Source organism: Flavobacterium ammoniigenes (genome assembly GCF_020886055.1).
Classification (GTDB): Bacteria; Bacteroidota; Bacteroidia; order Flavobacteriales; family Flavobacteriaceae; genus Flavobacterium; species Flavobacterium ammoniigenes.
This window is the reverse complement of the sequence record NZ_AP025184.1, coordinates 1,682,244-1,706,629: the sequence shown is the minus strand read 5'-3', so window position 1 is coordinate 1,706,629 and position 24,386 is coordinate 1,682,244. Positions and strand designations below refer to the sequence as shown.

Annotated in this window: 21 protein-coding genes; 11 read left to right on the top strand and 10 right to left on the bottom strand. The window is 34.9% G+C overall.

Annotated elements, in window-relative coordinates:
* Positions 1-34 precede the first annotated feature (34 nt).
* Together lon and LPC21_RS07870 are read right to left on the bottom strand one after the other, a co-directional pair.
* Entirely contained in the window at positions 35-2,488 is a 2,454-nt protein-coding gene (gene lon, locus LPC21_RS07875) for an endopeptidase La (RefSeq protein ID WP_229316618.1), read from the bottom strand.
* Positions 2,489-2,618: 130 nt separating this feature from the next.
* Complete coding sequence (locus LPC21_RS07870; protein WP_229316617.1) at positions 2,619-3,944, bottom strand: MFS transporter; 1,326 nt, start codon at positions 3,942-3,944, stop codon at positions 2,619-2,621.
* A gap of 120 nt (positions 3,945-4,064) precedes the next feature.
* On the opposite strand from LPC21_RS07870, the gene LPC21_RS07865 reads away from it, so the two are divergent.
* Together LPC21_RS07865 and LPC21_RS07860 are read left to right on the top strand one after the other, a co-directional pair.
* Entirely contained in the window at positions 4,065-4,934 is an 870-nt protein-coding gene (locus LPC21_RS07865; protein WP_229316616.1) for an alpha/beta hydrolase, read from the top strand.
* Between the two features lie 41 nt (positions 4,935-4,975).
* Positions 4,976-6,328, top strand: coding sequence for a M28 family metallopeptidase (locus tag LPC21_RS07860; protein WP_229316615.1), 1,353 nt, complete (start codon positions 4,976-4,978; stop codon positions 6,326-6,328).
* A 33-nt stretch (positions 6,329-6,361) separates the two neighbouring features.
* Here the strand turns inward: LPC21_RS07860 and menD are convergent, their stop codons facing one another.
* Positions 6,362-8,017: a 2-succinyl-5-enolpyruvyl-6-hydroxy-3-cyclohexene-1-carboxylic-acid synthase gene (menD, locus tag LPC21_RS07855; protein WP_229316614.1), complete on the bottom strand. Its 1,656-nt coding sequence runs from the start codon at positions 8,015-8,017 to the stop codon at positions 6,362-6,364.
* Between the two features lie 412 nt (positions 8,018-8,429).
* Here menD and LPC21_RS07850 point away from each other — a divergent pair, with 412 nt between their 5' ends.
* Together LPC21_RS07850 and LPC21_RS07845 are read left to right on the top strand one after the other, a co-directional pair.
* Positions 8,430-8,927 (top strand): GNAT family N-acetyltransferase, encoded by a 498-nt coding sequence (locus LPC21_RS07850; protein WP_229316613.1) that lies wholly within the window; start codon positions 8,430-8,432, stop codon positions 8,925-8,927.
* A gap of 33 nt (positions 8,928-8,960) precedes the next feature.
* Complete coding sequence (locus LPC21_RS07845; RefSeq protein ID WP_229316612.1) at positions 8,961-9,905, top strand: tRNA dihydrouridine synthase; 945 nt, start codon at positions 8,961-8,963, stop codon at positions 9,903-9,905.
* 60 nt (positions 9,906-9,965) lie between these two features.
* On the opposite strand, the gene LPC21_RS07840 is transcribed toward LPC21_RS07845, so the two are convergent.
* Together LPC21_RS07840 and LPC21_RS07835 are read right to left on the bottom strand one after the other, a co-directional pair.
* Positions 9,966-10,553, bottom strand: coding sequence for a glutathione peroxidase (locus tag LPC21_RS07840; protein WP_229318570.1), 588 nt, complete (start codon positions 10,551-10,553; stop codon positions 9,966-9,968).
* 90 nt (positions 10,554-10,643) lie between these two features.
* A complete protein-coding gene (locus tag LPC21_RS07835) occupies positions 10,644-13,844 on the bottom strand; it encodes a cytochrome c biogenesis protein (protein ID WP_229316611.1) in 3,201 nt (1,066 codons plus the stop codon).
* A gap of 155 nt (positions 13,845-13,999) precedes the next feature.
* On the opposite strand from LPC21_RS07835, the gene LPC21_RS07830 reads away from it, so the two are divergent.
* The 5 genes from LPC21_RS07830 (at position 14,000) to LPC21_RS07810 (ending at position 18,282) form a co-directional block, all read left to right on the top strand.
* The gene (locus tag LPC21_RS07830; RefSeq protein ID WP_229316610.1) at positions 14,000-14,761 is read left to right on the top strand and encodes a Rossmann-like and DUF2520 domain-containing protein; all 762 of its coding nucleotides are present in this window, start codon (positions 14,000-14,002) and stop codon (positions 14,759-14,761) included.
* Positions 14,745-15,272: a KdsC family phosphatase gene (locus tag LPC21_RS07825; protein ID WP_229316609.1), complete on the top strand. Its 528-nt coding sequence runs from the start codon at positions 14,745-14,747 to the stop codon at positions 15,270-15,272. Before LPC21_RS07830 ends, LPC21_RS07825 begins: the two co-directional genes overlap by 17 nt.
* A gap of 11 nt (positions 15,273-15,283) precedes the next feature.
* Positions 15,284-15,871, top strand: coding sequence for a Maf-like protein (locus LPC21_RS07820; protein ID WP_229316608.1), 588 nt, complete (start codon positions 15,284-15,286; stop codon positions 15,869-15,871).
* Between the two features lie 3 nt (positions 15,872-15,874).
* Positions 15,875-16,414, top strand: coding sequence for a mechanosensitive ion channel domain-containing protein (locus tag LPC21_RS07815; RefSeq protein WP_229316607.1), 540 nt, complete (start codon positions 15,875-15,877; stop codon positions 16,412-16,414).
* A gap of 143 nt (positions 16,415-16,557) precedes the next feature.
* A complete protein-coding gene (locus LPC21_RS07810) occupies positions 16,558-18,282 on the top strand; it encodes a sodium:solute symporter family protein (protein ID WP_229316606.1) in 1,725 nt (574 codons plus the stop codon).
* A gap of 53 nt (positions 18,283-18,335) precedes the next feature.
* Here LPC21_RS07810 and LPC21_RS07805 read toward each other — a convergent pair whose 3' ends face one another.
* Genes LPC21_RS07805 through LPC21_RS07785 form a run of 5 tightly spaced genes read right to left on the bottom strand, consistent with a single transcriptional unit; the run spans position 18,336 to position 21,947 of the window.
* Positions 18,336-19,181, bottom strand: coding sequence for a DUF2911 domain-containing protein (locus LPC21_RS07805; protein WP_229316605.1), 846 nt, complete (start codon positions 19,179-19,181; stop codon positions 18,336-18,338).
* Between the two features lie 58 nt (positions 19,182-19,239).
* Entirely contained in the window at positions 19,240-19,896 is a 657-nt protein-coding gene (locus tag LPC21_RS07800; protein ID WP_229316604.1) for an HAD family hydrolase, read from the bottom strand.
* 17 nt (positions 19,897-19,913) lie between these two features.
* Complete coding sequence (locus LPC21_RS07795) at positions 19,914-20,645, bottom strand: tRNA threonylcarbamoyladenosine dehydratase (protein ID WP_229316603.1); 732 nt, start codon at positions 20,643-20,645, stop codon at positions 19,914-19,916.
* 25 nt (positions 20,646-20,670) lie between these two features.
* A complete protein-coding gene (locus LPC21_RS07790) occupies positions 20,671-21,345 on the bottom strand; it encodes a TatD family hydrolase (protein WP_229316602.1) in 675 nt (224 codons plus the stop codon).
* Positions 21,345-21,947 (bottom strand): DUF1684 domain-containing protein, encoded by a 603-nt coding sequence (locus tag LPC21_RS07785; RefSeq protein ID WP_229316601.1) that lies wholly within the window; start codon positions 21,945-21,947, stop codon positions 21,345-21,347. The genes LPC21_RS07790 and LPC21_RS07785 overlap by 1 nt, the downstream gene beginning before the upstream one ends.
* 141 nt (positions 21,948-22,088) lie before the next feature.
* On the opposite strand from LPC21_RS07785, the gene LPC21_RS07780 reads away from it, so the two are divergent.
* Positions 22,089-23,303: an MDR family MFS transporter gene (locus LPC21_RS07780; RefSeq protein WP_229316600.1), complete on the top strand. Its 1,215-nt coding sequence runs from the start codon at positions 22,089-22,091 to the stop codon at positions 23,301-23,303.
* A gap of 140 nt (positions 23,304-23,443) precedes the next feature.
* Positions 23,444-24,346 carry a hypothetical protein gene (locus tag LPC21_RS07775; RefSeq protein ID WP_229316599.1) on the top strand — a complete coding sequence of 301 codons (903 nt, stop codon included), beginning with the start codon at positions 23,444-23,446 and terminating at the stop codon, positions 24,344-24,346.
* Positions 24,347-24,386 lie beyond the last annotated feature (40 nt).

Sequence of the window (24,386 nt, the reverse complement as noted above, 5' to 3'; positions counted from 1 at the left end):
TGGAATTTGGAATTAATATTCTCTTGAAAGTTGGTTAGTCTAACTTCTTCGCATTTTTGACTTTCTGCTCTGTGATCGCAATTTGCAATACTTCGCTCATTTCTTTTACATAATGAAACGTAAGTCCTTCGAGATATTCTGGTTTAATTTCGTCAATGTCACTTTTATTTTCATGACATAAAATAATCTCCTTAATATTGGCTCTTTTTGCTGCTAATATTTTTTCTTTAATTCCGCCCACTGGTAATACTTTTCCTCTCAAGGTAATTTCTCCAGTCATGGCTAAATTTTTCTTTACTCTTTTTTGCGTAAGCAAAGAAACTAAAGAGGTCAACATGGCAATACCAGCACTTGGTCCGTCTTTTGGCGTCGCCCCTTCTGGTACGTGTAAATGAATGTTGTATTTATTTAAAAGGTCTGAATTCAATCCCATGGATGCCGAATTGGCTTTGATAAACTCCAAAGCAATCGTAGCCGATTCTTTCATTACCGTACCTAAATTACCTGTAATCGTCATCGTTCCTTTTCCTGGAGAAAGTAAGGATTCAATAAATAAAATATCACCTCCAACACTGGTCCAAGCTAATCCAATAACTACTCCTGCTACATCATTGCTTTCGTATTTGTCTCTTTCCAATCTTGGAACGCCCAATACATTTACGATATCTGCATCCGTAACTTTTTTATTGTACTCCTCCTCCATCGCAACTGATTTAGCAGCATTTCGGATGACTTGTGCTAATTTGTTTTCCAATCCACGAACGCCAGATTCACGCGTATAGCCTTCTACAATTTTTTCCAATTGTTTTTTACCAATCGTCAAGTCTTTAGACGTCAATCCGTGTTCTTTTAATTGCCTTGGAAATAAATGCTGACGCGCAATCTCTACTTTCTCTTCAATCGTATAGCCCGACATTTTGATTACTTCCATTCTGTCTCGCAAAGCAGGTTGAATGGTACTCATATTATTAGACGTCGCAATAAACATCACTTTTGATAAATCGTATCCCATTTCAAGGAAATTATCATAAAATGAATTGTTTTGTTCCGGATCCAATACTTCTAATAATGCCGAAGATGGATCACCGCTATGACTGTTGGATAATTTATCAATTTCATCCAGAACAAAAACAGGATTGGATGTACCTGCTTTTTTCAAACTTTGAATAATTCGTCCTGGTAAAGCTCCGATATACGTTTTTCTATGTCCGCGAATCTCTGCTTCATCACGTAATCCACCCAAAGAAATTCGAACATATTTTCTACCCAAGGCTTCTGCAATGGAACGTCCAATAGAGGTTTTTCCTACACCCGGAGGTCCTGTTAAACAGATAATTGGTGACTTCATATCCTTGCGTAATTTTAATACTGCCAAGTGTTCAATCATTCGTTTCTTCACATCTTCCAAACCAAAATGATCACGATCTAGAATTTTTTGAGCATGTTTTAAATCGAAATTATCTTCTGAGAATTCATTCCAAGGCAAGTCCAAAAACAAATCCAAATAGTTTCTTTGAATACTGAAATCAGGCGCTTGCGGATTCATTCTTCGCAATTTTGACAATTCTTTTTCGAAATGCTTTTGTGTAGTTTCGTCCCACTTTTTAGTTTTGGCACGCTGACTCATTTCGTCAAACTCTTCTTCATGAGAAACGCCACCCAATTCTTCTTGAATGGTTTTCATTTGTTGGTGCAGAAAATATTCGCGTTGTTGTTGGTCTAAATCAAAACGTACTTTAGATTGAATGTCGTTTTTCAATTCCAATTTTTGCAACTCTACATTCATAAAACGTAAAGTTTCCAAAGCACGATCTTTCAGATTATTGATTTTCAACAAATCTTGTTTCTCTTTTACCGAAAGGTTCATATTGGAAGAAACAAAATTCACCAAGAAAGATTTGCTTTCAATATTTTTGATAGCAAAGGTAGCTTCGCTAGGCAAATTAGGACTTTCTTGAATGATCTTAACTGCTAATTCTTTTAGAGAATCAATGATTGCATTGAATTCGGTATCGTTCTTTTTAGGACGTTTTTCAGGAACTTCTTTTACGGTTGCAGTAATGTAAGGCTCTTCTGAAACTACTTCTTCAATTTCGAAACGTTTTTTTCCTTGTAAAATTATAGTAATATTGCCATCAGGCATTTTGAGAACACGCAAAATTCGAGCTACGGTTCCAACAGTATGAATGTCATCTTTTGTTGGATCTTCGTCTTCTTCATTTTTTTGTGCAACTACACCAATATTTTTTCCCGATGCGTTCGCATCATTGATCAATTTAATTGATTTGTCTCGTCCCGCAGTAATGGGAATAACCACACCTGGAAACAAGACCATATTGCGCAATGGCAAAATGGGTAAGGATTCCGGCAATTCTTCATTGTTCATTTCCTCCTCATCTTCCGGAGTCAATAACGGGATTAATTCAGCTTCTGAATCAAATTCTTGAAGTGACAGATTGTCAATTGTGAGTATTTTATGATTTGACATAAATTATAATAAGTCGTTTTGTCATTAATTTTTGAAATTCTATCGGCCTAAACAATGCGCAAAGCAGTTCTCGAGACCAACCCCTTATTAGTCAATCTTTATGCCAAAATAGAATTAGATAAAGGAATGATTATTCCAATTCTGCCGTTTTTGGAACACGACGCAATAAAATAAGACCAATTACAAAGAAGAGTCCTAAAAACACAATCGCAAATCGCGGACTACCGGTAATTTGATCAATAATACCATACACACACATTCCAATTACGATTCCAATTTTCTCAGCTACATCATAAAAACTAAAAAAAGAAGCCGTGTCTTCAGTGTCCGGAAGTAATTTTGAATAAGTGGAACGCGAAAGCGCTTGAATACCTCCCATAACCAAACCTACTAAACCTGCCATGACATAAAAATGAATAGGTAAAGTGATAAAATAAGCCATCGCGCACAATAAAATCCAAAATGCATTAATAGCCATCAAGGTGGGAATATTACCGTATTTGGCAGAGGCTTTCGATGTAAACGTAGCCCCTACTATAGCAACTAATTGAATCAATAAAATACAAATGATTAATCCCGTGGTACTTTCGCTTTGGGAAGCCCATTGAATTTCTTGAGCTCCAAAATAAGTAGCAATTAACATCACTGTTTGCACAGCCATACTGTAAACAAAGAAACTAGCTAAATACCTTTTTAAGGTACTATTTTCAGCTAATAAATACCATACTTTTTTCAATTCTTTAAATCCATTAAATAGAATATGCTTTTTCAAATTAGCAGCTACAATTTTATTTCCTTTCGGCAAATAATAATAGGTATATTGACTGAATAAAATCCACCAAATTCCGACCATACCAAAAGAATAGCGCATGGCTTTCATCGCTGCTTCTCCTTTTGTTCCCGAGATTCCGAAAACATCTGGGATCATGATCATTGCTAGATTAACGATTAACAAAATTACACTACCAACATAGCCGTATGAAAAGCCTTTGGCACTAATAGCATCCTGTTGATTTGGAAAAGCGATATCTGGTAAATACGAATTATAAAAAACCCAACTACCCCAAAAACCTACTAATCCTAAAAAGTAAAAAACTAATCCGAGATATAAATTATCAAGGCTAAACCAATACAATCCAATACAAGACAAAGCGCCCAAATAACAAAAGAACTTCATAAAGGATTTTTTGTTCCCCACATAATCGGAAATTCCAGAAAGAATCGGTGAAATAAATGCCACTACCAAAAAGGCAAAAGCGGTAACAAAACTAATTAAAGCCGAATTTTTTAGCGAAAATCCGAATACAGATATATAATGACTGCGTTCAGAAAAAAGAGCCTCGTAAAAAATTGGAAAAACCGCTGAGGAAATTACTAATGAATATACGGAATTAGCCCAATCGTAAAATGCCCAAGCATTCAATAATTTATTATTTCCTTTTGGTAAATCTGCCATAATCAAATTTGTTTAGATGGCTAATTTATTTATTTTTTAGTTAGTATGTATAAAAGTTTATAATTAGAGCACGATTCAATTGAAAAAAAACAACTACTTTAGAACTCACATTAATTAATCATGACTAAGAAAAAAAATAAAAAACTAGATCCACTACCAATTCCTAAAATTATTGTAAGAACTGGACAGTTTTTAAACCTTATTTCAACTAAAGCGGTAGTATTATATGCCGCAAAATTATTCACCACTCCCATCAAACACAAAATTCCAAAGCGAGAATTGGAAATGGATACTAATAGTACCCAACAATTGATTAAGGTACCCTCTATTGAGAAATCGATAATGGTATATCAATATGGAAACAGTGACAAAAAGGTACTGTTAGTTCACGGTTGGTCTGGAAGAGGTACCCAGCTTTTTAAAATAGCCGATGCCTTGCTTAAGGAAGGATATGCCACTATAAGTTTTGATGCGCCAGCTCACGGAAAATCGCCTGGAAATTCGAGTATTATGCTAGAGTTTATAGCCTCAATCTTTGAATTAGAAAAGCAGTTTGGTCCATTCGAAATTGCAATTGGACACTCATTGGGTGGAATGGCGGTGCTGAATGCCGTTAAATCAGGATTTCATACAAACAAGATTATAGTGATTGGTAGCGGTGATATCGTACAAGATATAATAGATGATTTTATCAAAAAATTACAATTACAACCACTCATAAGCTTGAAATTGCGCGATTATTTTGAAAACAAATACAAAGAGGCAATGGATAATTATTCGGCTTTTAAAGCGGCTGCTACTATAGATTTACCAATTTTAGTTATTCATGACGAACATGATTATGAAGTTCCCGTAAAAGCGGGAATTAATATTCATAAGCATGTGAAAAACGGTGAAATACTGCTCACCCAAGGGTTAGGACACCGAAAAATATTGGGAGACGCTTCAGTAATTCAAAAAATAATTGAATTCATAAAACCAAATAACTAAAACTGATTCGCTAAATTTGAAAAAACTAAACCACTGAATTTATGAAAATTACTTCTTTTTGGCTTGCAACTTTTTTTCTTTTCACCTCCCAAATTAGCCATACTCAATCTACTGTAAGCGATCCTGAAATTAAAAAAATGGTTGCCGAAGTGAGCGCAACCAATATGGAAAATACAGTTCGAAAACTAGTTTCATTTGGTACTCGCCATACACTTAGCGATACCAAAAGTAATAGTCGAGGTATTGGAGCAGCACAACGTTGGGTAAAATCGGAATTTGACAAATATGCTAAAAATTCCAATGGTAGATTAACTGCTGAAATAGATTATTTCACTATTAAAGCAGATGGTAGAAGAATCGCTGTGGATAGCCAATTAGGAAATGTGATGGCTACTTTAAAAGGAACTGATCCAACGGATAATAGGGTTTTAATCATTAGTGGGCACTTGGATTCTCGCGCCACCGATGTAATGAATGCTACTATTGATGCACCTGGTGCCAATGATGACGGATCGGGTGTGGCAGCAGTATTGGAAATCAGTAGAATTATGAGCCAAAGAGAATTTCCGTTTACTATCATTTTTGTAACAGTTGTGGGCGAAGAACAAGGTTTGTATGGCGCTAAACATTTAGCCGAAAAAGCCAAAGCAGAGAATTGGAACATTATCGCCATGTTGAATAACGATATGATTGGCAATAGTCTATCCAATGGAACTGGTTTACGTGATAATGTAAATGTACGTGTATTTAGTGAAGCGATTCCCTATCTGGAAACTGAGGCTGAAGCCAAAGTACGAAAATCAATTAATCGAGAAAATGATAGTCCATCACGTTTATTAGCTCGTTATATTAAGACTACTACAAGTCAATACATCGATCAATTGAATATTAATTTGGTTTACCGCAATGACCGATTCCTTCGTGGCGGAGATCATACTCCGTTTTCTCAAAATGGATTTACTGCCATTCGCTTTTGCGAAATGAATGAAAACTACGATCACCAACATCAAGATGTGCGTTTGGACAAAGGAACGCAATTTGGCGATTTACCAGAGTTTATGGATTTTGAATACATGCGTAAAGTAACTGGCGCTAACTTAGCTACTTTGAGTAATTTAGGTTGGTCACCAAAAGCTCCAAAAAATGTTGGAATTAAAATTAGTGAGTTAACCAATTTCTCCGACTTAGTTTGGTCGGCTCCGGAAGGGAAACCAGTGTTTGGTTACCAAGTTTTAATTCGTGAAACTGCTGCTTCCCATTGGGAAAAAACAATTTTTGTGAAAGATACGACAGTAACAATTCCCTATTCAAAAGACAATTATTTGTTTGCTATACAATCGGTAAATGAATTGGGACATGCAAGTTTACCCGTCTTTCCTGTTCCAGTAAAGTAAAATTAAAAGGAGTTCAATAATTGAACTCCTTTTTTATGTTAAATTCTTAAAATAATTCAGTAAAATCGAATCGTTTTTCCGAGTGGGTGTGAATATCTCTAATAGTTGAGGTTGATCATTATTGGAATAGAAATCCTTTAACGTTTGCTCTAAAGTATTTTCATCACTTGCTATGCTATAATTGAAGCCATACATTTTTGCTAAATGTTCCGCTGTATGACAATGCGAGGTTTCGAAAAAAGTATTGAATACAGGAGTTTCTTCATGTCCTGGAAGAATTCTAAAAATACCTCCACCCCCATTGTTGATTAGAATAATTTTAAAATTCTTCGGAATATAATTGTTCCAAAGCGCGTTGGTATCATACAAAAATCCAATATCACCTGTAATGAAAGTAGTTGGTTTTCCATTGGCAACAGCCGCACCAATAGCTGTTGAAGTACAGCCGTCAATTCCGCTAGTCCCTCTATTGCAATAGACTTCAATTGAAGCGTCAATTGGAATTAATTGCGCATAACGAATGGCCGAACTATTCCCAATTTGCAATTGGCTATGCTTAGGAATTTTTGGCATAATTGTATCAAAAACAGTAAAATCAGAAAATGGAACAGAAGCCAAATAGGCATCATGCTTTAGTTTTCGTGTGGATTTGATTTCAATTAATTGTTGCGAATAATCACTCTCAACAACCTTTATTAATGGAATGAAGTGATCAAAAAACAATTGCGGATCCATTTCAAAATGCTGATTCAATGCGCCAAAAGTATCATACGCACGTAACGAATCTATATGCCAATGGTGTTTGGGTTTGTATTTTCGCAAGAAAGCTTTAATACGTTTTGATACGACCATTCCTCCAAAAGTTACAAGAATTTCAGGTTGAAAATTCTCAAAATCTGAGGTAGTAATTGGCGTAATTATGGTATCAATATTCGTAATAAAACTAGAATGATGTAAGTTTGAAGTGGTTTCAGTCCAAACCGAAACTGATTCATCACTGGCTAAAAAATCAATTGTTTTGGAATCAATTGCATTGGGTTCATTGACGCCAACTAATATCATTTTTCGGGAAGCTTGGTTCCAAATAGTGGCAAACGAACTTAAGTCGCCTACTATCGCAGTAGTTTCTATCGAAGGAGACACATAAGATTGCACAGCAAGTTCAGAAACCGTTTCATACAAAGGTTCTTCAAATGGCGCATTAATATGCACTGGTCCCTTTTTGGTGAAAGCCCAATTCAAAGCTTCGTTTATTTTTTGATCGTTTTCTAAACTAGTACCTTCCTGCAAATTAGCATTGAACAAAGAATGATTAGCAAACACATTTTCTTGACGAATGGTTTGGCCGTCGCCAATATCAATCTTGCTTTGAGGACGGTCTGCAGAAAGCACGATTAACGGAATTTGGCTATAAAATGCTTCCGCGATAGCAGGATAATAATTCAATAAAGCCGATCCTGAGGTACAAACCAAAGCAACGGTTTTTTTAGTTTGCTGCGCTATTCCTAAAGCAAAAAAACCAGCCGAACGTTCATCGGCAATACTGTAACATTGAAACGCAGGATTAGAAGCAAAACCAATGGTTAATGGCGCATTTCGCGAACCTGGTGAAATAATGATATTGGTAATTCCTTTGGCTAAAAAAATCTCAAGGATACTTTGTGCTAAAGGTATTTTGGGGTAGATCATAATTCGGATTGCTTCTTTTTGAAAACTAGAAGCAAATTTACGATTGTAATTCTAATTGTTGGTAAATTATGATACAATTTTCGGATTGATTTAAAAAAGAAAATATATTTGTATTCGAAATTAAATTCAATTAAAAATAAAGACCTAATTTACAACCTTACTTCTTTTTTTTCTGAATTTTCTATTCTTATACAAGACTCTATTTGTTTGATGACAATGGTTTGGAAGGAATACTTCAAGGTGCTAAAGTTGAAAAAACTATAATATTGCCTATGCCGATGAGTGTCCACATTGAAACAATATCAAAGTAAACAAACATGGGTTTTAACAGCAATAAAGCAAATTAATTTTTAGCCGATCTATTCATTTAAAAAAAAGCTGCAACTAAACCAACTCTTAAGACTACATAATAATGGCCATTACTATCAGGAAATTTCAAAAATCGGATGCAGTTGCAATATTGGATATTATCAATTATAATATTCTAAATGCCACAGCTTTATACGATTATAATATCCGAACTTTAGCACAACAAGAAGCTATTTTGGATTCCAAAATACAAGCAGGATTTCCTGTTATAGTTGCTGAAAATAATGGCGAAGTGGTTGGCTTTGGAATGTATTCCGAATTCCGTTTTAGAGAAGCGTATAAATACACCGTAGAGCATTCGGTTTATGTTCAACAAGACAATCAAGGTTTGGGAATTGGAAAACTATTGTTATCCGAATTAATTCAATTGGCTAAACAACAAGGTCTCCATACTATGATTGGTGTCATTGATGCCGAAAACCAAACTAGTATTGATTTTCATCATCAATTTGGATTTAAAACCGTTGGAATCATTAAAGAATCTGGATTTAAATTCAATCGCTGGTTGGATTCTGTTTTTGTGCAATTGATTTTAGAATAAAAACAATTGTATCTTTGATGCCTAACCCACATTATGGATTTTACTTTACTTTCTTCTCCTTTACAAGGATTTACTGATTTTCGATTTAGAAATGCAATCAATACTTATTTTGGTGGAATTGACACCTACTACTCACCTTACATTCGTTTGAATGGAAAAATGGTTATTAAACCGTCTTACGAAAGGGATTTGCTACCTGAGAACAATTTAGATTTAGAAGTGATTCCGCAAGTAATCACCAACGATGCCGATGAATTTTTGTTTGTAGCAAAATACGTTCGTGAATTAGGGTACAAAGAATTGAATTGGAATTTAGGTTGTCCCTATCCTATGGTGACCAAATCCGGAATGGGTTCGGGTTTAATAAGCAATACCGAAAAAATCAATACCGTTTTAGAAAGAGCGCATGCTGAAACCGATATTTTGGTTTCTATGAAAATGCGATTGGGTTACGAAACTACTCAAGAAATTTTGGATGTTTTCCCCATTTTGGATCAATATCCTTTAAAAAATATTGCCATTCACGCGCGCCTTGGAAAACAATTGTACAAAGGTGGCGTACATTTAGATGCTTTCCAAGCCTGCATTGATGCTACCCAACACAAATTGTATTATAATGGCGATATCACTTCAGTAGCGAAATTTAGAGAAATGCATGAGCGTTTCCCTACTATTGATCATTGGATGATTGGTAGAGGACTAATTGCAGATCCTTTCTTACCCATTATGATAAAACAAAATACTACTGAATACCCAACAAATAAAATGGCTTTATTTAGTGATTTCCACGAAACCTTATACCAAGGATATAGTGAATCACTTTCTGGACCTTCCCATATTTTATTAAAAATGCACCATTTGTGGGAGTACTTTTCAGTTATCTTCTCTAACCCACATAAAGTGCAAAAGAAGATTAACAAAACCAAAAACATTCGGAATTACGAATTGGCTGTTAAAGAAATTATAGCGGCTGAATAAAACAAAAAAGGGATTTTCAGTATATTGAAAATCCCTTTTTGTATTTGAATTATGGAATTATTATCCTTTTACCCAATTAACAATTTCATCATCTAAAGGTTTGGTTCTTGGCGAAATTACTTTCTCCAATTCTCCGTTTTCGTTTAACAAGTATTTTTGAAAATTCCATTCTACATCAGAATCCTCAAATCCGTTTTTTGCTTGTTTTGTTAGAAACTGATACACCTCACACATGTCTTTTCCTTTTACCGAAACTTTTGCCATCATTGGAAAAGTAACGCCATAATTCAATTGGCAAAACTGTGCTATTTCTTCATTGGTTCCCGGTTCTTGAGAGAAAAAGTTATTGGCAGGAAAACCAACAATTACTAATCCTTTGTCTTTATAGGTAGTGTATAAAGTCTCTAAATCTTTGTACTGAGGTGTCAAACCACATTTTGAAGCAGTATTTACCACAATTACTTTTTTTCCTTTTAAAGAAGCGAAATCAAAAGTGTTTCCTGACAAATCAGTCACTTTAAATTGATGAATGGATTGTTTGGTCATGGTTACTGAAGAATTAGTATTTGAGGACATTGCATTTTGCGCTTTGTTTTGACAACTAAACAACAATGCAATACAACAAGTTAAAGCAGCTAGTTTCATTATATTAGTTTTTAAATTGAATTGTAAATGTAAATTATTAAAATCAAAACGAAGGTTAAACAATTGATAAATAGTAGCTAAATCAATTTCGAATTATTTTTTATAATACTTTCTATATTTAGGATATGTAATAGCTCCTAAGATAGAAATTGCTCCTAACGATTGCCAAATCCAATCTAACGATTTAGCTTCACCACTCGCATACGAATGCAATCCAACCAAATGGAAATTCACACCATAATAAGTAAACAAGATCGATACAAAGGCAAACATACTCATCAAGTTAAAAATCCATTTTCCTCGTAAGGCTGGAACAAATCGAGCGTGAATGACAAAAGCATAGACAAAAATACTGATCAATGCCCAAGTCTCTTTTGGATCCCAACCCCAGTAACGGCCCCAACTTTCGTTAGCCCATTGTCCACCCAAGAAGTTTCCAATAGTTAACATAATCAATCCAATAGTTAGCGCCATTTCATTGATATACGTAATCTCCTGAATATTCAAATCCATCTTAACTTTGTTCTTCTCATTGGTAAACAAAATCAAAATTAATGAAACTAATCCCAAAATCATTCCCAAAGCAAAGGGTCCATAACTGGCTACAATAACCGCAACGTGAATCATCAACCAATACGAATTCAAAACGGGTTGTAGGTTGGCGATTTCTGGATCAATCCAATTCATATAGGCCGCCATTAAAATCATGGCGGTAACAAATGCCGAAGAAGCTACGGTTAATTTTGATTTTCTATCGAAAGCCAAACCAAAAAACATGGTAGCCCAAGCTACATAAATAATCGATTCATATGCATTACTCCAAGGCGCATGTCCCGAAATTACCCAACGTGCAATTAAACCTAATGTGTGTAAGAGAAACAATAATCCAATCGCAACGTGAATTACGTTAATACTAATACGAATTGCTTTTCTTGATTTATAAATATCTACAATACACAACAGTAACATCAATACTGCAGCCGTCAAATACCAATACGGCAAGTTTTTGAAAACATCGTATTTGTTGTAGGCAATTTCTAAATCGATTTTATCTTCTGTAGGCATAACAGAACTTCCGAATTTCTTTTGGAAACCATTCAAACTTGCTAACAATTCATTGGCTGACTTGTAATCATTGCTTGTAGCCGCGTTGCCGAGTGTTCCAAAATACAAAGGTAAAATACTCTTTGTATAAGTCGCGTCCATCCCTTTCATTCCTGATTCGTTCAATTCCAAATAGGAAATCCATTTGTTGTTAGGATCATTGGGAATTGGGAATATTTTCAAGATACGACCACTCAAAGCCGATTCCATTAAATTCACCTTTTTATCCGTTTCAATAAAATCTTTTTCAAACTGGTTCGGATTAGCACTCTTAAAAGCCTCTTCCAAATAAGGGGTTAATTTGTAATTTCCTTTGGCATCAAAAAAGGATACAAAAGGAGCAAATTTTGCTTTACTATCTATTCCAATAATTTTACGAATACTATCATTACCTGCTTTGATGTATATAATTGGCACCTGAATCCAAGCACTGGCATATTGCGTCATCGATAAGAAAGCTTGATCTGAATTCATGCCTTTATAACTGTCCGAATGGCTTACTTTTCGCAACAATTCGGAAGAAAACGTATTAATCGGTTTCATTCTTCCACCTGCATCTTGAATAATCAAACGACCAAATTGTGCTGCATGTGCTTCAGAAACTTTAAATTTAGCAATCAACGAATCAATTTCGGCTGTAGAAGGCATTTTCTGAATGTGACCCGAATGATTGTTTTTGCCTTCGGATTCAGCGTGAGAATGGCCTGCATGATCCGCATGATTGTGATCTTGAGACCAAGCATTCAAACTTAACATCAAAATAAGAATAGTAATCCATTGTGATTTTTTAGTTTTTACTGCTTCTAATTTTCGCTTTAAATCTCCAAAACGAGAATGTTTGGTAAACAAAATGGCCATCATAGCAATATACAATAAAAAGTAACCCAAATAGGTAATATTGGTTCCCCAAAAATCGTGATTCACCGATAAAACAGTTCCTTTTTCATCAGGATCAAACGACGACTGAAAGAAACGGAAACCTTTGTAATCCAAAACATGATTCATATAAATTTGAGCATCAAAAGTTTCAGTAGAATCTTTTACAGTGACTTGACTTTCGAAAGCTGAATAACTCTTTTCTGTTCCTGGATATTTTTTAGCAATAAAATCATTCAATTTAATCATGAAAGGCAAATCGTAGGTTTTGCTTCCAAAAAAGAAAGAATAGTCTTTGTTCCCAATTTTTACCGTTTGAGGTTCGCCTGTTTTTCCTTTGGAACCTAGAAGCGTTACTTCTTTTTGTTGCCCCTCTGCCGTTAGAGTAATGACCAAAGCATCATTATGATTTTTCGCTTTAAAGTCATTATCCGATTCGTAAGTGATCGTTCCTTTTGTGGGAGGATCTGGAAAAACAAAACGCTTTTCACCAATAGAATACAAGGAACGCATCATCAAAGGTTGTACCATGTCTTTTTCCACCTTGCCTTGGAGTTTATCCGCCATTCGCATAAAATTTCCTTCAAAAGGCGTTTGAATGGTTGGTGTATCTCCCAAAGTGGAAATATTAATGGCACCATCTGTAGGTTTATTCAAAGCAAATAAAACATTATGAATATTTTGTACTTCGCCTTCTTTCAAGAAATGTTCTTCACGACCACCCTCGCCTGCTTCAACTAATTTTAAATACAAGGTTCCTTTAGCATTGGGTGCGATTTTTTGTTTGGCCCCCATAATATAATTGGCATAATTCACTTTAAAAGGGGTATCGGCAAATTCGCCAGAAAGGGTAAAATCATTATCAGCAACAGGTGAAAGCAGTAATGGTTTTTCAAAAACTCTACGTCTAGGTTCTCCTTTGTAGTCCCCATCCACAAACACCGTTAAAAATGTTTTATCGGAGTATACTTTATTCTCGGTAGCTCCTTCGCGAATGGGCATCACGCCTTCATAACTAATATATCGGGTAATAAAAGCTCCAAACAAAATAAAAATAAAAGCTAAATGCAATAATAAAGTTGCCCATTTTTCTTTTTTTAATAATTGGTAACGCTTAATATTTCCAAAGAAATTGATCATAAAAAAGACCATAATTACTTCAAACCACCAGGCATTATAGATCCATATACGAGCGGTATCGGTATTGTATTTACTTTCAATAAAAGTTCCTGCTCCCATCGCAACAGCAAAAACTATAAAAAGAACCGCCATCAAGCGAGTAGAAAACAAAATTGAGCTTATTTTTTTATCCATTGGAAAGGAGTTAATTTTGGTATAAGTGGCACAAAAGTACTTAAAAATGTTGAGTTCTATTATGGCACAGTTGTTAATTTAATCCAAAATTAAACCGCTATTGGAATTGAATTAATATCAGTTGAACTCTTCATTTTTTTGTTAAATTTGTGGCTATGATTAAAGTAAGCATTATCGGTTCAGGAAATGTTGCCCAACATTTGATTCAGGCATTTCAATTGAATAGCCAAATCGAATTGGTTCAGGTAGTGGCTCGCGATATAAAAAAAGTCGCACACCTACTCGATTCCAATCGCATAACGTCTGAGTATACTCAATTACAAGAAGCTGATCTGTATATCATTGCGGTTTCGGATGACGCTATTGCTGAGGTTTCTTCAGCTTTACCATTTGAAAATCGATTGGTAGCGCATACTTCGGGGACAGTCGCTTTAGATAGTTTGAATTCTAATAATCGACGTGCTGTTTTTTATCCTTTACAATCCTTTTCCAAAGACAAACCAATTGATTTCAAATCAGTTCCTATTTGCCTTGAAGCCGAGAATGAAAAAGATGTACAGATTTTGAAACAATTGGCACATTCCATTTCAAACGCTTTTTATGAAATCAACTCAGAACAACGAAAAGCCTTGCATGTGGCCGCTGTTTTTGTAAATAATTTTGTCAATTATTTGTACCAAATGGGCAACGAAATTTGCGATGCGAATGCAATTCCTTTTGAAATTCTAAAACCGTTGATTCAGGAAACGGCAAATAAAATTGCAACTCTTTCGCCAAAAAATGCCCAAACAGGGCCTGCCAAGCGAAACGATCTGAAAACTATTGCAGCCCACGAAGAATTTTTAAAAGATGAAAATCAAGCTGCTATTTATAAACTACTAACTCAATCCCTACAAAATAATGGCAAAAAGCTATAAAGAAATAATGAACAACATCACGACTTTTGTTTTTGATGTCGATGGTGTACTTACTGATGGTTCTGTTTTTGTATCTAATGAAGGTGAAATGCTTCGCACCATGAATATCCGCGATGGATATGCGTTGAAATCTGCTGTAGATAGCGGTTACAATGTGTGTATTATTTCAGGCGGAAGCAACGAAGGCGTTCGTGTTCGTTTGCGCAATCTTGGCATTACCGATATTCATTTAGGTACTCCAGACAAAGTAGCTACATTCGATGAATACACTGATATTTACAGTATTAAACCAGAACAAGTCTTGTATATGGGCGATGATATCCCTGATTATCATGTGATGAAATTGGTTGGTTTACCCACTTGTCCACAAGATGCCAGTCCAGAAATAAAATCAATTTCAAATTATATTTCACATAAAAATGGTGGAAAAGGCGCCGTTCGTGATGTTATTGAACAAGTCATGAAAGTGCAAGGAAAATGGATGGAGAATTTTGACGGAAAACACGATTAATAAACAAACGAATGCTCAAAGATAAACTAGCCAACTATACCTTGATTTTAGCTTCGGGTTCGCCAAGACGCCAACAGTTTTTCAAAGACTTGGATTTGAATTTTGAAATTCGTCTTAAAGAAATTGAAGAAGTCTATCCTCCTGAATTACAAGCAGAAGCAATTACTAATTATTTAGCCGAATTAAAAGCTAGCGCATTTGAAGGTGAACTTAAGGAAAATGAAATACTCATTACCAGCGATACGATTGTTTGGTACAACAATAAAGCTTTGGGTAAACCCAAAAACGAGGAAGATGCTTTTGCTATTTTACAATCGTTATCCAATGCCACGCACGAAGTGATTACTTCAGTTTGTTTCAAAACCAAAGCAAAAACAGATACTATTTTTGAAGTAACAAAAGTCACTTTTAATGCACTGAGCGATCAAGTCATCCACTATTATTTAGACCATTACAAACCCTATGACAAAGCAGGCGCTTATGGAATTCAAGAATGGATTGGGTTTGTGGGAGTAGCCAAAATTGAAGGTTCCTATACGAATGTGATGGGAATGCCAACTGATAAAGTGTTCAACTATTTAAATAATTTAGACAACTAACCTATGTATAATTCATTTTTTAACGATTTTGCACGCGAAGCTATTGCTACAGGAATTGTCTTAATTCTGTTAGTATTATTACGAATTATCACAACAAAATTGGTTCGCCGTTATGCCCGATTGAGTCAAACGGTAGAAAGACGCACTAACCTTGTAATTAAATATTTACACTTATTAATTAACATTTTGCTTCTTGTTGCCTTGGTTATTATTTGGGGTGTAGATGCCAAAGACATTATCATTGCTGTATCTTCTTTGGCAACCATCGTGGGTGTTGCCATGGTGGCACAATGGTCTATTTTGAGTAACATTACTTCGGGGATTATTTTGTTTTTTTCGTATCCGTTTAAAATTGGTGATACCATTCATATCCATGATAAAGATTTTCCTGTAATTGCAGAAATTGAAGATATCGGGGCATTTTATATTAGTATGATTAATAAAGAAGGCGAATTGGTTATTTACCCCAACAACCTGCTGTTGCAAAAAGGAATTTCGATCATTAATCTAGAATCAAAATCAGATTCTGAATTTACTGATTAATGACATTGTAGTAATAACGACTAAGTAGATCACAAATGAAATCAACAACAAAAATTTGGAAAAAAAGCTATACTTGGATTCTCGTTATTAATGCCATTTACATCTTGTTGTTTTATTTCATAATGCAGTTATACGCTTAAATTATGGAATTATTTGATTGGATCATACTCGTTGTTACACTGCTCTTTATAGTCATTTATGGGGCTTGGAAAAGTTATGGAAGCCGAAATGTGCAAGACTATATTCTAGGAAGCAACGAAACTCCTTGGCATATTGTAGGTCTTTCGGTTATGGCGACTCAAGCCAGTGCCATCACCTTTTTATCGACGCCTGGACAAGCCTATCACGACGGAATGGGATTCGTTCAGTTTTACTTTGGGTTACCCATAGCTATGGTGATTGTTTGTGTCACATTTATTCCTATTTATCACAAATACAAAGTCTACACAGCCTACGAATATCTGGGCAAACGATTCGATTTACGAACTCGATCCTTAGCCGCTGGACTGTTCTTGTTTCAAAGAGGACTAGGAACCGGCTTGACAATATATGCACCTGCAATTATTTTGTCAGCACTTTTAGGATGGAATATCAATTATCTGAATATCATTATCGGATTATTAGTAATTATTTATACTGTAACTGGTGGAACCAAAGCGGTAAACGTAACTCAAAAACAACAAATGTTTATCATTTTATTGGGTATGGTGATTACCTTTTTTTGGATTTTATATTATTTACCAAACGATATGACTTTCAGTAATGCTATGCATATTGCAGGTGCCAATGACAAAATGAACAGTGTTAATTTTTCGTTTGATCCAGAAGAAAAATATACCTTTTGGAGCGGAATTACCGGAGGCTTTTTCTTGGCCCTTGCCTACTTTGGCACAGACCAATCGCAAGTAGGACGCTATTTATCAGGGAAATCGGTGAGAGAAAGTCAAATGGGATTATTGATGAACGGACTATTGAAAGTACCCATGCAGTTTTTTATTCTTTTGACAGGCGTACTCGTATTTGTCTTCTTTCAATTCAATCCTGTTCCTCTAAATTTCAATCCGAATAATAAAATAAGTGTTGAGAATTCGCCTTATAAAGAGGAATACAACACCCTTGAAAAAAAATTAGAATTAATCTCAGAAGATAAAAAAGTCATCAATCTTTTGTACATCGACCAATTAAACCAAGACTATGACAATCCTATTCTAAGAAAGGAAATGATTGCACTTTCGAATAAAGAAAAAGACTTAAGAGATCGTGCCAAAGAAATTATTTTAAAGGCCGATAGTCGCAGCGAAACCAACGATAAAGATTATGTGTTTTTTCACTTTATTTTGAACTATTTACCCAAAGGATTGATTGGATTATTGTTAGCTGTAATCATTTCAGCAGCCATGTCCTCCACCGCTTCGGGTTTAAATGCTTTGGCATCGACCACCACCATTGACATCTACAAGCGTAATTTAAAAAACGAAAAGTCAGAAAAGCATTACTTGAATGCTAGTAAATTATTTACTTTATTTTGGGGAATTATTGCCATTCTTTTTGCTTGTATAGGTACCTTGTTTGAAAACCTAATCCAATTGGTAAATATTATTGGATCTATTTTCTACGGAACCGTTTTGGGTATTTTTTTAGTAGGGATGTATTCCAGAAGAATTCAATCGGATGCTATTTTCTACAGCGCTGTTTTTAGCCAAAATACTATTTTTGTTATCTACTATTTTGCTATCTATTTATACCCAAGTGGCGAGGAAAAATTAGGTTATTTGTGGCTGAATTTCATTGGGGCTCTACTGACTATTGTGATTGCTTGGTTATTGGAGCGATTAGTTTTCAAAAATAAAATCGCTTTTATTGCATAAAAAAATCCCGTTTGACATTTCAAACGGGATTTTTATTGCTTTTTATAAAGAAATTATTTCTTGCTCCATTCAGCAATACTATCTCTGTTCATTTTAACGTAATCTTGATTTTTAGCTTCTTCAGCTGCTTCCAAAGATAATTTAGCAGTTTCAATTGCACCTGACTTATCGCCTTGTTTCGCTTGGATCAATGATTTTAAACGCAAAAACCAGAACGGTTTGTCTTTACTTAATTCCAATGATTTGTTCACATATACTAATGATTTAGCAATATCGGTATTGGTTTGAAATAAAAAATTAGCTGCCGAATAATAGTCGTTAGCAGATGGACCATTCAATACTTTCTCAATACTGGCCATAGCTGTTTTTTGAGTAGGCACTTCAAATTTCAAGGCTACGAATGAATTCTCCCAAAAAATTTCCAAATAAGCAGAACTCGTATCTAAACCAGAAATATTGATAGTTAAACTTTCAACAGGCTTTGATAAGGCTTCTTCTTTTACAGTCGTTCTTAGTGCCACTTTAGTCTCATCAAATTCTTGTGGCAATCCCCAGTTGTCCGTAGCTGTATAAAAAATGATATCCCAACTTTCAATTCTTGGCACTGAATACAAAGCATACTTTCCTTTTTTCAAAGTTTTACCGTCAATGATAACATCGTCACTAAATGAAATAGTGGTGTTTTCATTAGCACCCGTTCTCCACAATTTTCCAAAAGGAACTAAGTTTCCAAAAACAGGTCTGCCTTTTGCTCCCGGACGTGAATAATTCAATTCAACTTCGGTTAATCCAACCATTTGACTCACGATAGCTCTAGGACTGGCTTGAGGTGTTTTAATTTGCGCTTGTACAGCAAATTGTGACATAAATACGGCTAATACAACAATTATTTTTTTCATAGTGTTTGTGTTTATTGGTTTCAAATTTACAAATTCAATTGAATGATTGGGATAAATATTAATTTAAAGTACGAATAACTTGAGCGCTCAATTCTTTAAAGTGATTGATCACCAAATCGGCCTCATCTAAGTGCTGATCTTTCGAATGTTCGCTGACATATCCAACACAATAAATTCCGGCTGCTTTTGCAGCTCTAACCCCATTCGTACTATCTTCTATCACAATGCAATTTTCTTTAGGTGCAATAGATAACGAAGCTGCATGTTCAAATATGGCCGGATGTGGTTTGGACTTTGGGAAATCTTCGCCACTGACAATGTGAGTAAAAAAATCATGCAACCCAAAACGAGTAAAAACACGATCAATAGTCACTTTTGAAGCCGAAGAAGCCAAAATTAATTGGATTCCGTTTTGGTGCAAATCTTCAATCAAAGTGCGAACTCCATCCAACAATTCTAAATCTTCCTTGGTATCAAAGGCATCATTGAAAATGTTTCTTTTTCGCTGAATCAAATCTTCTACTTCATGCTCCAATTGAAATTGCTCTTTTAACGTTTGAAAGGTATTTCGAGTCGAAAATCCCGTAAACGAAGTATACATAGCTTCAGTTACTACAATATCCAATTCTTCAAATTGTTTGTAATAGGCATAGCGATGAACCGGTTCAGTATCTACAATTACACCATCCATATCAAAAATTACCGTCTGTATCATATTTTTCTATTCACTAATTACAATTCATTAATCACTCTATCCAATAAATAACGAATCACTGTTTCGGCTGCATACAAACCAAATAACCCTGGCATATAGCTATTAGTCCCATAAAATGATTTTTTATAATTTTTCCCATCAGTAGTTTTCAAACTGCTTTCATCTTGAATCTCAGAAGAAAAAACGACTTTCACTCCTTTGTCAATTTTCACTTCTTTTAAACGTCTTTTGATGGTACGTGCCAAAAAGCAATTTTCGGTTTTGCTAATATCGGATACTTTTACTTTGGCCGCTTCCATTTTGCCCCCTGCTCCCATACTACTAATAACTTTAACTCCTTTTCGTTTGGCAGCAATAATTAAATTCAATTTAGGTGTCACGCTGTCAATGCAATCCAAAACATAATCAAATTCTGGTGAAACCAATTCAAACGCGCGTTCTGGCGACAAGAATTCTTGGATACGTGTCAATTGTAATTCTGGATTAATATCCAGTAAACGATCACCTACAATGGTAATTTTAGGTTGTCCAACAGTAGAATGTAAAGCCGGTAATTGTCTATTAATATTAGTAATATCTACCACATCGCCATCAACAATGGTCATATGGCCAACTCCTGCTCTTGCTAAAAATTCAGCAGCAAAAGATCCCACGCCACCTAATCCAACGACTAAAACTTTAGCGTTTTGTAATTTTTCTAATCCTTCTTTTTTAAATAATAATTCGGCTCTTTCTGTCCACTCTGCCATACTATCTTTTTTTTGGGTTATTTGTTTATTTGGTTATTTGTTTAATTGGGTAATGGGCCCCAAAAATAGTACTGAAATTAATAGTTACCAATTCTTTTATTTGAGGAATTGATAGCCCTTTATATTGTGCTGCTAATGCATACACTTCTTGAATCGTTTGTTCGTCAGTATCAGTTTCCAAGAAAAAACGATCATTCGGCATGTCTTTTAAAACAGATTCTAATTGAGGCATTCGCATTAAATACTTGCCAAAGGAAATGTAACAACCATTCGCAACTAATTCTTTAGCTACTTGTTCATTTTTAGAAAATCCATGAATTAGAATCGGCACCGTGATTTTTAATTTTTTTTTGATGGAAATCAATTCTTGAAAAGCAGCCACACAATGAATCACAACAGGTTTTTTATACAGTTCGGCCAAAAGTAATTGGCGTTCAAAAACGGTTTGCTGCAATTCAAACGAAATGTCAATTCGCTTGTCTAATCCGCATTCGCCTACTGCCAAACAAGCCGACTCATTTAATTTACTTTCAATAATCGCTAACTCACTTTCGATGCGATCTTCGACAATAAACCAAGGATGAATGCCAATGGAATATTGAGGAAAAGCATCCGTAAACTCTTGAGGATATTGGTTGACTAATTCAACCACATTTTCCTGATTCCTAAACGAATGAGTATGTAAATTAAAGTACTGCATTAGTCATGAAACTTTTTTACACCGGCACGAATTTCGATTTTTAAATCGTTTTCTAAAGGGACTTTCGGACAAGAATATTTAGGACTGTAAGCACAATAAGGATTGTATGATGTATTAAAATCAATCACAATCGTATCGCCTTGCGGAATTTTCAAATCAATGTATTTCCCACCAATATAACTTTCGCTACCGCAAGTCAAATCTGAAAAAGGCAAAAACAAATGATTCTTGTATTGCTCTTTTTTAGACAATTCAATATTTCTATAGATATTCAATTTGAAAAACTGACCGTTAATGTTAAAATGGGCTTCTCCGTATTTCACATAAACTGGTTTTCTTTCGGTTGAGGTTTTCATTTCAAAAGGTTGCTCATTCTCTGTTCGAATGAATTGGGCAACCACAAAGAATTTTTCATTGACAGGATAAAAGTCCAAGCTTTTGAACACTTTCAAATCATCGGGTAAAAGTGGGCTTGTCTTGGCATCAGCATATTCAGCATTCAATTCGTTTTGGAACTTTTCCACTGCTGAAAAGCTGAACTGGTTTTGGGCAAAGCCAATACCAAACTGCCATAGCATTAACCATAAAATAAACTTCTTCATCGGAATAAATTTTCAACAAAAATACTACAATCCAATAGAAAACAAAGTGTTTTAAATGCAAATGAAATTAATTTAAAACATCCTAATTTCATAACTCAATCCTTCACTAAAAGTTGGTACCTTTGGCACACAAATTTTAGTATGATTCAGTCCGGACTGCAACGATATATCAATAACTTTAGAGGCTTTCGCAGAGAAGTTTGGATCTTGGCGTTGATCACTTTTATCAATCGCGCTGGCACAATGGTTTTGCCGTTTTTATCCAAATATCTGAAAGAAGACTTGCATCTTTCCTATTCGCAAGTAGGTTGGATTATGGTGTGTTTTGGCTTTGGATCCATGCTTGGCTCTTGGATGGGAGGCAAATTATCGGACAAAATTGGGTTTTACAAAATCATGATTTTTAGTTTGTTTACAAGCGGTGTTTTATTCTTTTTCTTGCAATACGTGACATCGTTTTGGGCTTTGTGTGTTAGTATGTTTACCATTATGGTCATTGCCGATATGTTTCGCCCCGCCATGTTTGTTTCTTTAGGCACTTATGCCAAACCTGAAAATCGAACGCGTGCTTTGACTTTAGTGCGTTTAGCGGTAAATCTCGGTTTTGCTGCCGGTCCAGCTTTAGGAGGTTTGATTATTCTAAGCCAAGGATACCAAGCGCTATTTTGGGTTGATGGAAGTTCCTGCATTATAGCCATTGTACTTTTTGCAGTATTGGTAAAAGAAAAGAAAGTACCTGAAGATTTGATTGCCAAAAAAGCCGCTGAAGCTGAAAGAGAATCAGTTTTCAAAGACAAAATATTTTGGATTTTCCTATTCGTGTGTTTTATCACTGCCATTTTATTTTTTCAATTATTTACGACGCTCCCGCTCTACCACAGTGAACATTTTGGCTTGACCGAATTTCAAAGTGGACTAATTTTATCTTTAAACGGAATCATTATTTTCTTTTTGGAAATGCCCATTGTGAGTTATTGCCAACGCAAAGACATCAGTAAACTAAGCATCGTTCTTTGGGGATCGGTATTAATGGCAATCAGTTTTTATGTTTTGTTATTCAACGCTTGGGCAGGCATCTTAATTGTGAGTTTACTTTTTATCACTTTTGGCGAAATGTTCATATTCCCCTTCTCCAACTCTTTCGCTCTAAGTAGTGCACCCAAAGGCCACGAAGGACGGTATATGGCATTGTTTACCATGAGTTTTAGTTTGGCACACATTGCCAGTTCTAAAATGGGTTTGGAAATCATTAGCCACTTTAACTACCAAGCCAATTGGTTTGTCATGGGAACTTTAGGTGTACTAGCCGTTCTATGTTGTATTTGGTTGCAACGATTATTAGCATTAGAAAAATAATATCTAAACTAATAACGGGATTTTTCTTATCAAAAAGTTAATTACGTTAAATTTTTGCAAAGGTATTTTTGGTTCTAAAATTCAATTAATAGGTTTGCTTCGTTAAAACAGAATTCACAACTTTTAATTAAATTTTTACTATGAATACTAGAAAACATTATTTCACACTAGCCCTTGCATTCGGTTTAATTATCGGAGGTTCAGTTGCTGTATTAGCTCAAAATCAAAAGAAAAAAGAAATCATCGAAATCAATAATGAAAATGACGATGTGGTGATGACTTGGAACAAAACCACGCCCGAATCAGAAATGAATGATGATGTAAAAGCACTAAAAAAATATGGCGTTACTATCAATTACACAGATGTGAAACGCAATTCAAATAAAGAAATTACGGGTTTAAAAGTAAGTTACGAAGATGAAAAAGGGAACAAAGGGGAATTAAAACTCAACCAACAAGCTCCAATTTCGACCATCAATTTCTACAAATCAGGAAATGAAATTGGTTTTGGAACACCATCCAATTCCAATCCAATGAACAGTTTTTCATTTAGTGGCGTACCCAATGGAAGTGCTGTTAAAATATTTGGTTTTCATGATGAAGACGGAAATCCTTCAACTGAAAACTTCCGATTTAATTTCACAGACAAAAACAAAGGACCTAAATCCAGTATGAAGTCTAAAATAGTAATTAAAAAATCGAATAAAAAAGACTTGATTATTGAAGATGGCGAAGTGATTTCTGGTAAAGACGATTACTCTGATGAAGAAATTGAAAAAATAAAGAAAGAGTACGAAATTGATTCAGAAGATGTAGAAAATACAAAAGAGGACCAATTAGGTGTTTTTGATCTACGCAATGATAAAGGAGTTCAAGAATTCAAGAAAAAAATCAAAAAAATAATTAGCTCATCGGATTCTGATACCGATTCAACATCAGAATTGGCCAAAGCCAAAGAAGAAATGATCAAAGCGAAAGAAGAATTAGAAAAAGCTCGAATCGCTTTAGAGAAAGCCACTCCAACCCAATCAAAAAAGAAATAATTTATAAAAAGGCCATTTAATCAATGGTCTTTTTTATTTT

Excerpts from the sequence above, each read along its gene's own strand:
- lon (WP_229316618.1), bottom strand. The coding sequence starts at position 2,488 with ATGTCAAATCATAAAATACTCACAATTGACAATCTGTCACTTCAAGAA.
- LPC21_RS07870 (WP_229316617.1), bottom strand. The coding sequence starts at position 3,944 with ATGGCAGATTTACCAAAAGGAAATAATAAATTATTGAATGCTTGGGCA.
- LPC21_RS07865 (WP_229316616.1), top strand. The coding sequence starts at position 4,065 with ATGACTAAGAAAAAAAATAAAAAACTAGATCCACTACCAATTCCTAAA.
- LPC21_RS07860 (WP_229316615.1), top strand. The coding sequence starts at position 4,976 with ATGAAAATTACTTCTTTTTGGCTTGCAACTTTTTTTCTTTTCACCTCC.
- menD (WP_229316614.1), bottom strand. The coding sequence starts at position 8,017 with ATGATCTACCCCAAAATACCTTTAGCACAAAGTATCCTTGAGATTTTT.
- LPC21_RS07850 (WP_229316613.1), top strand. The coding sequence starts at position 8,430 with ATGGCCATTACTATCAGGAAATTTCAAAAATCGGATGCAGTTGCAATA.
- LPC21_RS07845 (WP_229316612.1), top strand. The coding sequence starts at position 8,961 with ATGGATTTTACTTTACTTTCTTCTCCTTTACAAGGATTTACTGATTTT.
- LPC21_RS07835 (WP_229316611.1), bottom strand. The coding sequence starts at position 13,844 with ATGGATAAAAAAATAAGCTCAATTTTGTTTTCTACTCGCTTGATGGCG.
- LPC21_RS07830 (WP_229316610.1), top strand. The coding sequence starts at position 14,000 with ATGATTAAAGTAAGCATTATCGGTTCAGGAAATGTTGCCCAACATTTG.
- LPC21_RS07825 (WP_229316609.1), top strand. The coding sequence starts at position 14,745 with ATGGCAAAAAGCTATAAAGAAATAATGAACAACATCACGACTTTTGTT.
- LPC21_RS07820 (WP_229316608.1), top strand. The coding sequence starts at position 15,284 with ATGCTCAAAGATAAACTAGCCAACTATACCTTGATTTTAGCTTCGGGT.
- LPC21_RS07815 (WP_229316607.1), top strand. The coding sequence starts at position 15,875 with ATGTATAATTCATTTTTTAACGATTTTGCACGCGAAGCTATTGCTACA.
- LPC21_RS07810 (WP_229316606.1), top strand. The coding sequence starts at position 16,558 with ATGGAATTATTTGATTGGATCATACTCGTTGTTACACTGCTCTTTATA.
- LPC21_RS07805 (WP_229316605.1), bottom strand. The coding sequence starts at position 19,181 with ATGAAAAAAATAATTGTTGTATTAGCCGTATTTATGTCACAATTTGCT.
- LPC21_RS07800 (WP_229316604.1), bottom strand. The coding sequence starts at position 19,896 with ATGATACAGACGGTAATTTTTGATATGGATGGTGTAATTGTAGATACT.
- LPC21_RS07795 (WP_229316603.1), bottom strand. The coding sequence starts at position 20,645 with ATGGCAGAGTGGACAGAAAGAGCCGAATTATTATTTAAAAAAGAAGGA.
- LPC21_RS07790 (WP_229316602.1), bottom strand. The coding sequence starts at position 21,345 with ATGCAGTACTTTAATTTACATACTCATTCGTTTAGGAATCAGGAAAAT.
- LPC21_RS07785 (WP_229316601.1), bottom strand. The coding sequence starts at position 21,947 with ATGAAGAAGTTTATTTTATGGTTAATGCTATGGCAGTTTGGTATTGGC.
- LPC21_RS07780 (WP_229316600.1), top strand. The coding sequence starts at position 22,089 with ATGATTCAGTCCGGACTGCAACGATATATCAATAACTTTAGAGGCTTT.
- LPC21_RS07775 (WP_229316599.1), top strand. The coding sequence starts at position 23,444 with ATGAATACTAGAAAACATTATTTCACACTAGCCCTTGCATTCGGTTTA.